The organism is Entomobacter blattae, assembly GCF_014672835.1.
Classification (GTDB): Bacteria; Pseudomonadota; Alphaproteobacteria; order Acetobacterales; family Acetobacteraceae; genus Entomobacter; species Entomobacter blattae.
Window position 1 is genome coordinate 1513924 of the sequence record NZ_CP060244.1, and the last position, 14495, is coordinate 1528418.

Consider the following 14495-nt stretch of genomic DNA (forward strand, 5'->3'; position numbering starts at 1 on the left):
AATATTACAACAACCTATTATAGTAAAACTCAAAACAACCTTAAATTGTATTTCTAAAATATAAACAACAATAACGGTGCGCAAAATTTCTATCTTTCTGTTATATAGGAGCTTGTTGAAGGAGAGCAAATGCCTGAAGTCAATTTAGGCTGCCTTGCCAGGCCAGAAGAGGCTAAAGGCATACCCTTTAAGGTGTATGTTTTTTTTGCCGGTGAAATGGATCATCTGAGCCATCAGCTTGGCCAACATCAGGCCACTTTTCTGGATCGGGCAGGTTTTGAAGGTCAGGCAGACAAACTTATCTTTTTTGAGGAAGAAAAACCTTCTCACCACCCTGGGAAGGAGAGGGGCGTTTTATCGGCAGCTTTTGGCCTTGGGAAAAGAAAACCGGGGAAAAGATATCTTTATGAGTTCGGCAGTTTGGCCACCCATTTACCCGAAGGGTTCTGGCAGCTGGTTTTACCCGCTGGAGTGGGTATGCAAGATGCCGTCTTGGGGTTTGCCTTAGGGGCCTATCGTTTTTTTCTAGGGCAAGAAGAGGGAAGGCCTCAGGAGAGATTGAGAAAGGAGAGGCAGGAAGGAAGGGGGCTTACCGCACCCAATTCTTCGGGTCATTTTCCTGGTAATTCTTCTGGCAACTCCCCTGGCAATTTCCCTGGTCATTCCTTTAGCCATTTTCTTGGGCAGTCTATTTCAGAATTATCTTGGCGGGGAATGGCAAAAGATGCGCCCGTTCTTGTGGTAAGAGACCTTACAGAGGAAACCAAAAATATCGCTCAAGCGATATGGTTCATACGGGACCTGGTCAATATGCCCGCCAATCTTCTTTCGCCGGAAGATTTGGCCAGGCACGTCCAAGTCTATTTGCATGCTCAGCCCAAGGCCAAGGGCTGGTTAAAGGAAAAAGTTATTAGGGGTGAAGAACTTTTAACCCACTATCCCGCTATTGCAGAAGTGGGCAAGGGTTCTGAGAGAAAGCCCTGTGTTTTGGTTGCTTCTTGGCAAGGCAGCCATGCTGTGCCTTCCTCTCCCCTGATCTACCTTGTGGGAAAAGGGGTATGTTTTGATAGCGGGGGATATGATCTTAAGCCTTCTTCGGGCATGCTTCGCATGAAAAAAGATATGGGGGGGGCTGCTCTTATGGCCGGTTTGGCAGGCCTGCTCATAGAAGCCGATTTGCCTTTGCGGTTTGAATTGCGCCTGGGGTGTGTAGAAAACAGCGTATCTGGCCAGGCTATGCGCCCGCTGGATGTGATTAATACCCGCAAGGGGTTAACGGTTGAGATTGGTAATACAGATGCCGAGGGGCGGTTGGTTCTTTGTGATCTGTTAGCGGAAGCTTCTGAGAATAAGGCTGCTATGATTATTGACGCAGCCACTCTGACCGGGGCCGCCCGCGTAGCATTAGGGCCTGATATTCCAGCCTTATTTTGTAATAATCTGGAGATGGCTCAAGCCTTGTTGTTGGAATCTGGCGAGCAGGATGACCCCTTATGGCCTTTGCCGTTATGGGAGGATTATGAAGAAGGGTTAAAAAGCTCCATTGCCGATCTGAACAATGTTTCTTCCACTGGCATGGCCGGGGCAATTACAGCGGCCTTGTTTTTAAGGCGTTTTGTTGGATCAGAAGCGCTGTGGGCCCATATCGATACTTATGCCTGGAACGATACTACGCGCCCTGGCCGCCCTCAAGGGGGGGAGGCACTCGCATTACGGACTCTTTATTATTTCATGAAAGGTCACAATTTTAACATGAATAATAATTAGCTGTAGGAATAATAGTGGCTTGTTAGAAGTATTGGCAGAGTAAAAAAGCAAAAAAAAGGAGAGGTGTATATTATTTGTTGTTTTTGTATTCGTAAAAACAACAAACCATTAATTATAACGTTATAATGAATAGTTGTACTATAAAAAAATAATAACTCTTTGAAAAATAAAATAAAAAGCAGAGAAAAGGAATCCCAGATATGAAGCATGGTTCATCAACAGACCAGCTTGTTCATTTGTTACAGGATACGATTGTTGCGATGGTTCGGCGCGATGGACCAGATCTTTCGGCTCGGCAGCTAGCGGTCTTTCTGATATGTTATCTGAACGAAGGGGGGCATACAGTGCGTGGGCTTGCCCTGGCGTTGAATATTTCTAAACCCGCCATTACCCGCGCCCTTGATCGGTTGGGCGAGCTGGATTTGGCTCGTCGTAAGGTTGACCCCATGGACCGTCGCTCTATCCTGGTGCAGAGAACCTTAAAAGGGGCGGCCTATCTGCGTGAGTTGCGCTCAATCATGACGGAATGTAATGCCCAACAGGCTGAAGCTACGCAAAAAGAAAATCCTTCTCGCTCGGAATCCCGCCGCACAGCGGGCTAAAAAGGCTAGAGTGGGGTAAATGTCTATGATGAGGTGAGGGGCCTTCTACCCCTAAGGGGTATTTTATAAGGTTATTTATTTTCCCTGAGTAGAGTTTCCCTTGAGTAGAATTTTTTCTGAGTAGAAAAAGCAAAACTTCTGTTACATTTTATTTTGTAACGGCTCTATCTGGTATTGCATTGTTATGGTGAATGAATCTGTTATACGATAGTGAGCTTTTTTTATCAAAAAAACAATTTGAGAGGAAAATATATGCGTCATTTAGTCATGGTTTTAGGGTTGGGGTTAGCCGGAACAAGCCTGTTGCCAGCCACTTTACCTTCTGCCCATGCTGCTTCTTCCACCGATCGGCCTGTCGGCACGGTTTATATCTCCATAAAATCGGCCGATGTAGGGGTTGGTTATACCTGGGGTGAGGGCACTCTGCATTATGGAGGGAAAAGCTATAAGTTTTCCATCGATGGTGGAGATCTCGTTGCTGTAGGATATTCCAATATTGCTGGTAGTGGGAAAATTTATAATCTCCACGACATTCGTGATTTTGAAGGGGATTATGCGGCTGTCAATGGTGAGGCTACTGCAGGGCGCGGCCAAGGGGTACAGATTCTTAAAAATGATAAGGGGGTTGAAATCCAGCTTGATACCCAATCCCGCGGAGCTCGCCTGGCTGGGGCATTACAAGGCTTTAGTATAGAGCTTAATGACGATAACGACTAACACGTCCTTTGGAAGAAGAACTGCTAGATAAGGCATTCTGGTTTTCTGGGTCTGCTTGTAAAGTGTTCCGAAAATTTTGGAACACTTTTTTATTGGGTGATCATCTTTGTTGGGATAGTCATCGATGTTCATCGTGGGAACTCAATGGTATAAACAGGCCTAAAAAGGCTTGGTGAAATACAAGGGTGATAGCCGGTTGGAACCGATTGAAAATATCAAGGTTGGGTTACAGCCCCTTGTCCTCTCAGCGTATCAAATATTTCCTTTCTTTCAAAAAATCCTTCTTCTTTAAATTTGTATCGATAGGAAATTTGCATTGATAGGTCCTCATTGCAGCGTGTATGGGGCGGCCTTGATCCTATTCTGGAGAGGGTTGAGAAGGGTTAGTTAGGGTGTAAGGAAGGAGAATGGTTTGGCAACTTTCCCTATGAGTTCGAGCTTTTTAAAAAATATCTTGATTGGTTCAATACCATTATAAATCGCCATTTTTATGGGAAACCATTGTACCCTAACTCTATACAAAAAGGTCTATTCTTCATTTAAAATAACAGCGCCAGTTTATTAGCATGCGTGCAAGGAAGAAGAATTTCCTAACAGGAAACTCTCCTTATGAGTAATAGAAGGGATAGGGAAAAATCTTTTTACGGGAAAGGTTCTTTTAAAAGGCACCTTGTGGACTTAAAGGCGTCTTTGAATCGCCCCCATAAATTTTCTGGCCAATCTGCCTTTTGGGGTATTGGATTACAACACGTCTTTGCGCTTGCTCCATAAACACAATAAAACCAATAGTTACAGCCGCCAAGACAAGAAACACCAAAACAAAAAAGGGTGAAAAAGCGCCTGTATAACCAAGTTGAAAAAAACTTACCAATGCTTGAGGAAGATTAGCGACAATCCCTGCAAAAATAATGAGCGAAATGCCATTTCCAATCCCACGAAAAGTAATCTGCTCAATTGAACAAGATATTTAATTGGAGAGAGAGGGGTTTTATCAGTTGGTTGTGCTGTGTTGAGGGGTTACCAAGGGCCAAAATCGGCCTTTTTTGCTCTTTTTATAATATAGACACTCCATACAATCTGAATCAGCAACACGCTCCCCGAAAGAAGGATAGCCTTATAAAGAGTGGTGTAAAATCCCATCCAGGCGATAAGGAAGCCATAAAGGCAGAACCCCCATTCTATAAGGGTAACAAGGCTGGCATTTATGCCAGATCTTTGGGCGAGTTGGTATAAATGTCCCCGATGGGCCAACAGGAGCTTTTCACCGGCCAGTTTGCGCCGGATAAGGGTAAAGAAAGTATCATATAAGAGGGGAGAAAGCATAAGAGGGATGCTGAGAATGCTCCAATAGGGGGCATAAGGGTATTGGGCGGTTGTAAAGGTAAAAACCCCCATCAGCATTCCTCCCGTTTGGCTGCCAACATCCCCCAGAAAGATTTGAGCGCGGGGATAGTTCAAGGGAATGAATCCCATCAGGGCGGCCCAGTAAAGCAAGGCGAGGGGTTGGGGGGGAATAGCGTTAAATAACCCGATGCCTGCTAAAAAACATGTTATGGCCATACAGCCTGAAACAAGCCCATTGAGCCCATCCATAAAGTTAACGGCATTTATGATAAAAACCAGCCATAAGAGGGAAAAAACCAGGGTTAGGCTGTTTAAAAAGCTATTGCTTTCACCCCAGAAGGGGAAATGATAGCCCTTTACAACCAGATAAAGGCTCACCCCCACCTGTATGGCAAGTTTTGCTATGGCAGGCCATTGGTAGAGATCATCCAGCCAGGAAAACCCTCCCAGTATGGCCATGGCAATGCAAAGGGCCATTATGGGGGTGTTAGCAAGAGTAGGAAAAAATGGAAAGAGTGTTATAACTCCTACCCCAAAAAGATAGGCAACAAGCACCCCCACACCGCCACCCTTAGGGGTAGGGGCCTGGTGGGAACTCCGGTGACTAGGTACATCCATAACGGCTACCTTGGTCATAACAAAAACCCCAGCCAGGCTGAGAATGAAAATAAAAGAAAGAAGAGATGGAAAAAAGGAATAGAACATTACTTCCGTTCTCTGTTACTATAGGCGCTGTTAAATCGAAATGATAGGACACCAGCCATACTAGCCATTACCTTAAAACTCTTGTGATGACAACGGTTTAGGGTTTTGTGTGGGCCTCTTGAGGTAAATAATTTTGTGAACCGTATCTTTGTCAATGTACTGATTGATGGGCTGCTGGCAGCGATAGCCGCCCCCTTGGCACGTTGGCTTGCTGTCCCGCAGGAAGGGTTGTTGCATCCCCTATGGTTTTTGGCAGGTGGGGTTATTTCCCTTTCCATGGGGGGGCTACCTTTTCGGATTTTTCAGCAATATTGGCGCTTTTCCGGTGTGGCCGATCTTTTGGGAATTGCTGGTGCCTCGACAGCGAGTGCCTTTTTGTTTATGGTGGGGTTGTGGGTTACGGGTTTTTCGCTTCCATCGCCGACTTTCCCCATTATTCATGCGTTGGTTTTGTTGGTGCTCATGGGGGGGATACGCCTGTTATATCGCCTGCTGCATGGCTGGGCTCCAGGCCAGCGTAAAAATTACCGCAAGGCGATATTGGTAGGCTCTGAGACAACGGTTGAACTTTTTGCCCGTTCTTTGCTCCGCCTTAGGAATATTCCTATACGGGTTACCGGTATTTTTACCCTTAGCCGCCATCAGACAGGGCGGCGTATTCATGGTTTTCCCATTATTGGCCCGGTCGAAGACATTGCCGTGTTATTCAAACGCCTGGCCGAAAAAGGACGTCTGCCTGATTTGTTGATTGTAACGGATAACGGCTTTCGCGGGCATGGGCTTATGGCGCTTATCCATGGCGCTGAGCAATGGGATGTGCCTGTCGAGCGTGTTCCTGACATGACAGAATTGTCCCCAGCTTCCACAGTTGAATTACGCCCCATTGCGCTGGAAGAGCTGCTGAACCGCCCCCCTGTGGAGCTTGACCGCCAGGGGATGGATCAGATGATTAGGGGCCAGGTTGTTTTGGTAACAGGGGCAGGCGGGAGTATTGGTTCAGAACTGGTGCGCCAGATTGCAAGCCTTTCCCCTGGCCTTTTGGTTTTGCTGGACAATAATGAATATGCCCTGTGGCGTATTGATGTAGAATTGGGGGAAACCCAGCCAGAAGTGCCGCGCAAGATTGTTATGGCCGATGTGCGGGATCGCTTGCGCATTGACAGGGTGTTTGTCCAATATCGGCCAGCCTTTGTTTTTCATGCCGCCGCCTTAAAGCATGTGCCCATGGTAGAGGCCAACCCGCTAGAAGGTCTGTGCACCAATATTGTGGGGACCAAAATTATTGCAGATAGTTGCCGCAAGTGGCACAGCGCTGCGATGGTTCTTGTCTCCACAGATAAAGCCGTCAATCCCTCCAGCCTGATGGGGGCCTCTAAAAGGGTGGCAGAAATGTATTGCCAGGCCCTTGATATTATGGCTCGTGTGGGTGACCCTGCTGGATTGCCCTGTGTTACGGTAAGGTTTGGGAATGTCTTGGGCTCTACTGGTTCGGTGGTTCCTCTTTTCCGCCGCCAGTTAAGCAAGGGTGGCCCTCTAACGGTGACTCACCCCGATATGCAACGTTATTTTATGACCGTGCCAGAAGCCGTAGAGCTGGTTTTGCAAGCCAGTGTGCGTGCCATTGTGCGCAATGTTGAGGATGATGATACCGATAAAAACCTTAAAAAGGGGGGGATTTTTGTTCTGGATATGGGCAAGGCCATACGGATTGAAGATTTGGCCCGGCAGATGATTCGTCTAGCAGGCCTCAAGCCTGATGAAGATATAGCCATCCGTTATACGGGCTTGCGCCCTGGGGAAAAATTATTTGAAGAGTTGTTTCATGGGAGTGAACCCATTTTGGAAACGGATCATCCTGGGTTAAAAATTGCCCTTCCTCGTAAAGCCCAATATGAAGAGGTGAATCGCATTATTGAAGACATTCATCTCGCTTGTCAGGAGGGGGCAACAGAAAGGGCTATGTCTTATGTCAGGGCTTTGGTACCGGAATTTGTCCATAATGCGCAGGGTATTCTGGTCGATGTTGATACAGGCCTACTCAAAGACGCTGTGTCTGACCCAACAGCTGAAAAAGGTGTGGCCGACCATGTGGCGATAATTCCTGAACTGGACTTTGAGCAGGATACTGAGCACGATACTGGGTTGGACTCTGAGTTGAACTCAGAACAGGGCATTGGGCTGGACATAGGGTTGGACTCTGGGCAGGGTGCTGGGCAGGAAGAAGTGATATCTGTAACGGGAACCCTCCACCGGAGGGGATAAGCCAAAGCCTAAGGCTATATTGGGGCTACAAATTAATGATGAAGGGGTAATACCATGAAGAGCCAAACCCATTTAGAGCAAGTGGGAGAAAAGCCAGAGCAAGAAAAACAGGTGCAAGAAAAACTGGCACAAGAAAAGCCCGTACCGTTTTTGAATTTGCAGGCTCAACAAAAACGCCTGCATGACCAGATATGGCCACGGGTGCAGGCGGTTTTTCAGCATTGTCAGTTTATTCTTGGTCCTGAAGTAGGCGAGCTAGAAGAAAAGCTTGCCCGTTATGCAGGGGTTAAGGGGAGTGTGGGGGTTTCTTCTGGCACTGATGCCCTTCAGATTGTGATGATGGCTGAAGGCATAGGGCCGGGGCAGGCTGTTTTCTTACCAGCCTTCACCTATACGGCCACTGCGGAAGTTCCCTTGGTTTTGGGGGCTACGCCTGTTTTTGTGGATATCGACCCCCATACTTTCCAGATTGACCCACAAAACCTTAAGGCTCGCCTTCAGGCTGTTAAAAGGGAAGGCAAGCTTAAGCCCCGCATGATTGTGGGGGTGGATTTGTTTGGTCAGCCAGCTCCTTGGGACGAGCTGCGTACCATTGCAGCAGCAGAAAAATTATTTTTGCTTGATGATTGTGCCCAATCTTTTGGGGGGAGCTATAAAGGGAAAAAATTGGGCAGCCAGGCTGATGCAACAACCTTGTCGTTTTTCCCTTCAAAACCTTTAGGGGGTTATGGAGATGGGGGCGCTATACTAAGTGACGATGAGGAAAAATTGGCCCTGTATCGTTCCCTTCGCTCCCATGGAGAGGGAAAAACCCGTTACCAGGTTTTGCGCACAGGCATGAATGGCCGCCTTGATACCATTCAGGCTGCGATATTACTGGCCAAGCTGGAAGGGTTTGAAGCCGAGCTGGAAAGACGCGAGAAAATTGCCCAAGCCTATGATAAAGCCTTGCAGGGTATTGTACAAACCCCGGTTCGTGTGGCTGAAAGCCAGAGTGCATGGGCGATTTATTCCATTCTTGCCCAAAATGCCCAACACCGTGCCGCCATTCAGGAGTCTCTTAAAGCTGGGGGGGTTCCCTCTGCGATATATTACCCTATGCCTCTCCATCACCAGCCGGCTTATAAATCCTATCATGATGGGGTCAGCTTGCCTGTTTCTGAAACTGTTGCCGAGCAGATTATGGCTCTCCCCCTTCATCCAGAGCTTACAGAGGAAGAAATTGCCAGAGTTATTAAGGGGGTGCGTGGTTAGCTTCTCTGCTCGGTTGGTGGGGGTCGTCCTCATTGTCTGTCTCTATGAGGAGACATGCTTGACAGGATTTATCAAAATTCTGTAACGCTTGTACTAAAGAACCCCTAAAACCGTGGTGATAAAACATGAATGCCAGAAAAGCCTTTATTCGTAAAGAAACACTCGCTGTTATCATTATTTTAACGATAGCCATTGTTTCAGCAATAGGGGTGTGGATGATGGCTCTTCCCACCTTACAGCCTCTAAGCTTTCCCCAAGTGGTAACCGCCGAAATCCAAATTGGACCCGAACGGACCAGCCGTGTCTTATCACCAGAGGAAACAGAGCATCTGCAAGAATGGCTTAACCATAACACCCAAGGATGGAGGCCCGTAGTTCATAAGGAAACACCTTCGAGTGGAGATGCCATTATTGTGGTTAACAATCACCATCTGTCCCCGCAAAAAGGCCAAAATATATCTGGAAAAGACGAGGATGAGCATCGTTTTAGCCTGAGAGTTTGGGATGGCATTAATATGGGCGACTGGAACAGAACCATTATTCTCGAGCGAGGAGAAGGTGAGCCTGTTAAAAAGAAAAAATTCTCACAAAAAGAGTTTGCCTTTATTCGCCTGTTGCTTGATGGGTATCATTATAAAAGGTCTCTCTATCCCTAAACCTTCAGCACCAGACTCATTTAGCACTAGGTCTACCCTATAAGATAAAGTCTACTCTATAAGATAAGGTTATTCTGGCCATGCTGCCCTTATTCATATCCCACCAAGCTTCATTTATTCGGTTGCTTGGGAGCTCCCTTGGAACTATCTTCTCTAGTCTCTAGTCTCTAGTCTCTAGTCTCTAGTCTCTAGTCTCTAGTCTCTAGTCTCTAGTCTCTAGTCTCTAGTCTCTAGTCTCTATTGGGTTATCCGTTTTCGGTAAACTCTATATCGGTTAATGAACGCCCAGCATCAGCAGCCTAGGTGAGCCATCCTAAATAGTATCAAGTCGGCCATTCATCCCTGTGCGCAAAACCTGGTAGCGGTTTTTTTCCTCTTCATAAACCGGCTGCCGTAGAAAAATTGGGAGCAATGGAAGGATCACCAGGGAGACCGATAATCTCTTTGGGGCGCTTAAGACGGACTTGCCTGTTCAAAATACGAGCAGCCAGGGGACCGATTCTGTTCAGAAGGGATGCTCCATCGGTAAGAACCATACGGCTATTGCCAGCTTTGCCTACACCGGTATTATCAAGCCGGCAGTCAATACAACACATCGTATGGGGATAAAGTTAGGCGTTTATCGCAGGAGAGCAAGCACTGGTTAAAGGGCTTCTTCTCCCTTGGGCATGGGAAGGGAGGGTGGCGATCCCCGTAGGGGTTTGCCTGCTGTTTCCTTAATAAAACACACAGTAATAAGCCCAACAAGGCCAGCCCCCATAAGATAGTAGGCGGGAACAAGGGTATCACCTGTGGTTTTAACAAGCCAGGAGGTTAGCAAGGGCGTAGTGCCACCAAATATCGAAATGGTCAGGTTAAAGGCCATAGCCAAGGCACTGTAGCGTATGGGGGTATGAAAGAGGGAAGGCAGTGTTGCGGGCATGGTACCAATAAAACAGGAAAGGATAATCCCAAGGGTAAAAAGAGATAACAGCACAAGCGTGAGATTACTGGATGCTAACCCCATAAAACACGGGATGGCCAGCACAATCATGGCCACACAGCCCGAGGCAATAACGGGTTTTCGGCCCAGCTTATCGCTTAGCATTCCTCCCCAAAGGGTGAAGGGCATCATGATAAACATAACAATAAGGATTAAAACGAGGCCCGCCGTTTCCGAATGATGGGCAACAATGGTGAGGTAACTGGGCATATAGGTGAGCACCATATAATCTGTTACGCCGTAGAGAATAACAAGGCCCATGCATTTTATAAGCTGATAGCCATGGGTTTTTAGCAGTTCACTAAAGCGCAGGCGTGGGGTCTCGGTATCGGCCTTAGACTCACTAAAGGATTTAAAGGCAGGGGTTTCCTCTAACTTTACCCGCATATAAAGCCCTAACAACCCTATGGGGGCTGCGATCATAAAGGGGATACGCCAGCCCCAACTGAGTAGGCTGGCTTCATCCAGAAGGGTTGTTATCAGGGTAACAATTCCTGCCCCCGCGATATAGCCTACTAAGGTTCCCACCTCAAGCCAGCTTCCCATTTTTCCACGGATGTCATCGGTGGAGAATTCAGCAATAAAGGTAGCCGCTCCCCCATATTCTCCCCCTGTTGAAAACCCTTGTATAAGGCGGGCGAGCAACAACAAAATAGGAGCCCATAAGCCAATACTGTTATAAGAGGGGATAAGCCCAATGCAAAAAGTACCCAGTGCCATAAGGATCATGGTCAGGGCTAAAATTTTGTGCCTGCCGTAACGATCCCCTAAGGGGCCAAAAACCATGCCCCCAATAGGGCGCACAACAAAGGCTACCGTAAACGCTCCAAAGGTTGAAATAAGGCTGGTGACAGGGTCTTGAGAGGGGAAAAAAACCTTGCCAATAGTGGCCGCCATGTACCCATACACCCCAAAATCAAACCATTCCATGGCATTGCCTAAGGCTGCAGCGCTAACAGCCTTGTTGAGCAGGTTAGTATCAACAAGGGTAATATCCCCCTTGTCTGGGTTTTTTTTGGTATATCCATAATGCCAGTGTTTGGAATTTTCGGGTGTCATAACTACTTTCGCAAAATTTATTAAACTTTCGCAAATTTTATTAAAAAGGAGATCCGGTCTTTTTAGTAAATCGCTAAGTAATAAAAAACATGAAAATATAAATAATACAATATTGACAAAAAAGAAATTGTTAAAAATTAAATAATAAAAGAAAGAGGATAAGCAAAGGTCAATCCAGAATGGGAGAGAATATTTTTCTGTTCTCATTCTCTTGGGTTAGAGACTGTAATATTGCTGAGAGGAAAGGGTTATCCCTCTATTTCTTCCTGAAAAAGCAGCCATTCTTCTTCTTTTGTCTGTATCTCATCTTTGATTTGTGCAAGCCTGCTATTAAGGGTTACAAGAGTGTGCTTGTTGGCTTCTGTATAAAAGTCTGGCTGGGCAAGTTGGTGCTCAATCTCAGCTTGTTCTTGGGCAAGTTTGGCAAGCTGTGTTTCGGCTTGCTGGATTTTCTTGCGCAAAGGGGCTTGGGCTGCACGGTGCTCAGCACGTTCCCTGCGCTCATCTTTTTTGTTGGTACTGTTGGCAGGGGGAGAGGCAGAAGAGGTTGGCTGGGCTGGCTCTAAAAGCCATTGGCGATAATCTTCCATATCGCCCTCAAAAGGGTGAACATGTCCATCTTTAACCAGCCATAATTGGTCAGAAACGGTGGTGATAAGGTGGGGATCGTGGGAGATGAGGATAACGCTTCCATTATAGGCTGCGAGTGCGTGGATAAGGGCTTCTCGTGCGTCAAGGTCCAGATGGTTTGTGGGTTCGTCCAGCACTAATAAGTGGGGCGCATGAAGGGTGCATAAGGCGAGGAGGAGGCGTGCTTTTTCTCCCCCTGAGAGGCTGGCGATTTTTGTTTCTGCCTTTTGGGCCTCCAGGCCAAAATGGGCCAGATGGCTACGGGCCTGGGTTGGGGTCAAGTTCTTATTGGCCTGGAGCAAATGCTCAACAGCATTTTGGCGCTCGTTGAGTTCTTCATCCTGATGCTGGGCAAAATAGCCCACGCGCAATTTGGGGGAATGAAGCAATTCTCCTTGTAAAGGGGCGAGCTTGCCCGAAAGGAATTTGGCCAGGGTGGATTTCCCATTTCCATTGGCTCCCAGCAGGGCAATCCGGTCTTCCTGATCGATCCTAAAAGACAGGTTAGAGAGAAGGGGGTGTCCATCATATCCCAGGCTTACAGAGTCTGCCCTTATTAAAGGGGGTGGTAAGGCAGTGATTTCTGGAAAGCTGAAATGAACAGGGTTATCTTCGACGATAGCATCGAGGGTGGGCATTTTTTCAAGGGCTTTGACGCGGGCCTGGGCCTGACGTGCCTTAGTAGCCTTGGCCCGGAAGCGCTGGATGAAGGATTCCATATGGGCTCGTTTTTGGGCAATGCGCTCGGCCGTGCGGTTATGCTGAAGCTGTCTTTCTTGGCGAATTCTTACGAATTCTGTATAGCCCCCAGGGGTAAGGGAAAGTTTTTTATGATCAAGATGGGCGATGGCTGAAACAGTGTTATCGAGAATTTCGCGATCATGGCTGACAATGAGTGCAGCACCATGGAAGCGTTGAAGCCAGTTTTGCAACCATAATGTGGCTTCCAGATCCAGATGGTTGGTTGGCTCATCTAAAAGGAGTAAGTCGGGGTTGAGGAAGAGGGCACAGGCCAGGGCCACCCGCATACGCCAACCGCCTGAAAAATCGGCTAAGGGGCGGTTTTGCCCTTCGGCTGAAAAGCCCAGGCCTGCCAGGATACTACTCGCCCTGGCGGGGGCGCTGGCCGCCTCAATGACCCTAAGTCGCTCGTGGATTTCTGCCAGATCATGGGCATTGGCAGGGTGCTGGGCCTGTTGGAGTAAGGTGGTGCGTTCAGTATCGCTTTGCAGAACCGTCTCTAAAAGAGAAAGCTGCGGATTAGATTGTTCTTGGCGGATATAGGCTATACGAGCCCGTTTGGCAATTTGGATCTCTCCGCCTTCATGGCTCATCTCTCCTGTAATCGTTCTTAAAAGGGTAGATTTGCCCGTGCCGTTTTTACCAATAAGGCCCACTTTTTTACCCGGTTCAAGCGTAAGATTTGCCTCTTCAAGGAGCGTTCTGCCGGCAATACGAAGGGTAAGATGGGAAATAACAAGAATACTCATAACCGTGTTGTAATCATTTCAGATGCAAGGAAGGGGTGGCGAGAAGGCCCTTAAAAAGGCTTGAGTGATCCTCTTGGCAGAGGTAGGCGTGATAAGAAGGTTATATGCCAGTTTATGGCAGTCCTGTCAGCAACAGATTAAGGGGGCCTTTTGCCGAAAAGGAATTAGAGGGGGAAGGAAGTTTTTTCAATAGGGTACAATGTCTTGAGGGTACAATATCTTAGTTCATGAGAGGGCGTAAGGATTTGGAGAAGTGAGAGCAATGCTCACAACTCTCTTTGAACCTGTTGGCCATTTCCCAGTTGTTGTATTCTTTTTCACCCAAAGATAATCATCTCTCCAAAACCAACCTGCTTCTTTTTCAATAAGGTACAATTCAATAGGGTAAAAGTGGAGTATGGCAGAGAAAAAATAAGAAAGAGAAGATTTTTATGCCCTTGGGGTGTTTTTTTATGGCAGAAAACGCAGTATGCCTAAACGGAGAATATTTTTAGACAGATTACAAAGAGGAGAAATCTTATGGCGAGTGAACGTACCCTTTCCATTATCAAGCCCGATGCAACACGACGGAACCTAACGGGTAAAATCAACACCAAGTTTGAAGAAGCTGGTTTAAAGATTGTTGGTCAAAAGCGTATTCGTTTATCAAAAGAACAAGCCGAGGCCTTTTATGCAGTTCATAATGAGCGCCCCTTCTTTAATGACCTGGTCAGTTTCATGATTTCTGGGCCTGTTGTTGTTCAGGTTTTAGAAGGGGAAGGGGCTGTGGCAAAAAACCGTGAAGTGATGGGGGCAACAGATCCTTCCAAAGCAGACCCTAACACCATTCGGGCCCAGTTTGCTGAAAGTATTGAGGCAAACTCTGTTCATGGATCAGACAGTTTGGAAAACGCTCGTAACGAGATCGCCTTCTTTTTTGCCCAAACTGAAATTTGCCCATAAAACACCCTTATAAGGCAGTAAAAGGGCCTAAGAGAGGGCTGATTCGTTGAGAAAAAGTCCTTGAAAATCAAGAGAGAAATAGGGG

The 14495-nt window shown here is 47.1% G+C and carries 11 protein-coding genes and 1 pseudogene; 7 read left to right on the top strand and 5 right to left on the bottom strand.

Annotation, left to right across the window (positions count from 1 at the left end; all coding sequences use genetic code 11):
• The first annotated feature begins 129 nt into the window (after window positions 1-129).
• The 3 genes from JGUZn3_RS06680 to JGUZn3_RS06690 all read left to right on the top strand — a co-directional run bounded on the left by JGUZn3_RS06680 (window position 130) and on the right by JGUZn3_RS06690 (window position 3086).
• The gene (locus JGUZn3_RS06680; protein ID WP_238996776.1) at window positions 130-1767 is read left to right on the top strand and encodes a leucyl aminopeptidase family protein; all 1638 of its coding nucleotides are present in this window, start codon (window positions 130-132) and stop codon (window positions 1765-1767) included.
• 200 nt (window positions 1768-1967) lie between these two features.
• A complete protein-coding gene (locus tag JGUZn3_RS06685; RefSeq protein WP_203412801.1) occupies window positions 1968-2369 on the top strand; it encodes a MarR family transcriptional regulator in 402 nt (133 codons plus the stop codon).
• Between the two features lie 252 nt (window positions 2370-2621).
• Entirely contained in the window at window positions 2622-3086 is a 465-nt protein-coding gene (locus JGUZn3_RS06690) for a hypothetical protein (protein ID WP_238996777.1), read from the top strand.
• 691 nt (window positions 3087-3777) lie between these two features.
• On the opposite strand, the pseudogene JGUZn3_RS06695 reads toward JGUZn3_RS06690, so the two are convergent.
• A pseudogene (locus JGUZn3_RS06695) lies at window positions 3778-4038 on the bottom strand (preprotein translocase subunit SecY); the annotation flags it as partial.
• A 65-nt stretch (window positions 4039-4103) separates the two neighbouring features.
• Window positions 4104-5048, bottom strand: a complete 945-nt coding sequence (locus JGUZn3_RS06700) for an MraY family glycosyltransferase (protein ID WP_203412802.1) — start codon at window positions 5046-5048, stop codon at window positions 4104-4106.
• Window positions 5049-5270: 222 nt separating this feature from the next.
• Between JGUZn3_RS06700 and JGUZn3_RS06705 the strand changes: the two genes are divergently transcribed.
• From JGUZn3_RS06705 to JGUZn3_RS06715, 3 genes are all read left to right on the top strand, one after another.
• Window positions 5271-7397 (top strand): polysaccharide biosynthesis protein, encoded by a 2127-nt coding sequence (locus JGUZn3_RS06705; protein WP_238996778.1) that lies wholly within the window; start codon window positions 5271-5273, stop codon window positions 7395-7397.
• A 54-nt stretch (window positions 7398-7451) separates the two neighbouring features.
• Window positions 7452-8651, top strand: coding sequence for a DegT/DnrJ/EryC1/StrS family aminotransferase (locus JGUZn3_RS06710; RefSeq protein ID WP_203412803.1), 1200 nt, complete (start codon window positions 7452-7454; stop codon window positions 8649-8651).
• Between the two features lie 125 nt (window positions 8652-8776).
• Complete coding sequence (locus JGUZn3_RS06715; RefSeq protein WP_203412804.1) at window positions 8777-9307, top strand: hypothetical protein; 531 nt, start codon at window positions 8777-8779, stop codon at window positions 9305-9307.
• 377 nt (window positions 9308-9684) lie between these two features.
• On the opposite strand, the gene JGUZn3_RS06720 is transcribed toward JGUZn3_RS06715, so the two are convergent.
• The 3 genes from JGUZn3_RS06720 to JGUZn3_RS06730 all read right to left on the bottom strand — a co-directional run bounded on the left by JGUZn3_RS06720 (window position 9685) and on the right by JGUZn3_RS06730 (window position 13468).
• Entirely contained in the window at window positions 9685-9903 is a 219-nt protein-coding gene (locus JGUZn3_RS06720) for a hypothetical protein (protein ID WP_203412805.1), read from the bottom strand.
• Window positions 9904-9950: 47 nt separating this feature from the next.
• Window positions 9951-11348 carry a glycine betaine/L-proline transporter ProP gene (gene proP, locus JGUZn3_RS06725; RefSeq protein ID WP_203412806.1) on the bottom strand — a complete coding sequence of 466 codons (1398 nt, stop codon included), beginning with the start codon at window positions 11346-11348 and terminating at the stop codon, window positions 9951-9953.
• 248 nt (window positions 11349-11596) lie between these two features.
• Window positions 11597-13468 carry an ABC-F family ATP-binding cassette domain-containing protein gene (locus JGUZn3_RS06730; RefSeq protein ID WP_203412807.1) on the bottom strand — a complete coding sequence of 624 codons (1872 nt, stop codon included), beginning with the start codon at window positions 13466-13468 and terminating at the stop codon, window positions 11597-11599.
• 519 nt (window positions 13469-13987) lie between these two features.
• On the opposite strand from JGUZn3_RS06730, the gene ndk reads away from it, so the two are divergent.
• Complete coding sequence (gene ndk / locus JGUZn3_RS06735; RefSeq protein WP_203412808.1) at window positions 13988-14410, top strand: nucleoside-diphosphate kinase; 423 nt, start codon at window positions 13988-13990, stop codon at window positions 14408-14410.
• The last annotated feature ends 85 nt before the right edge of the window (window positions 14411-14495 follow it).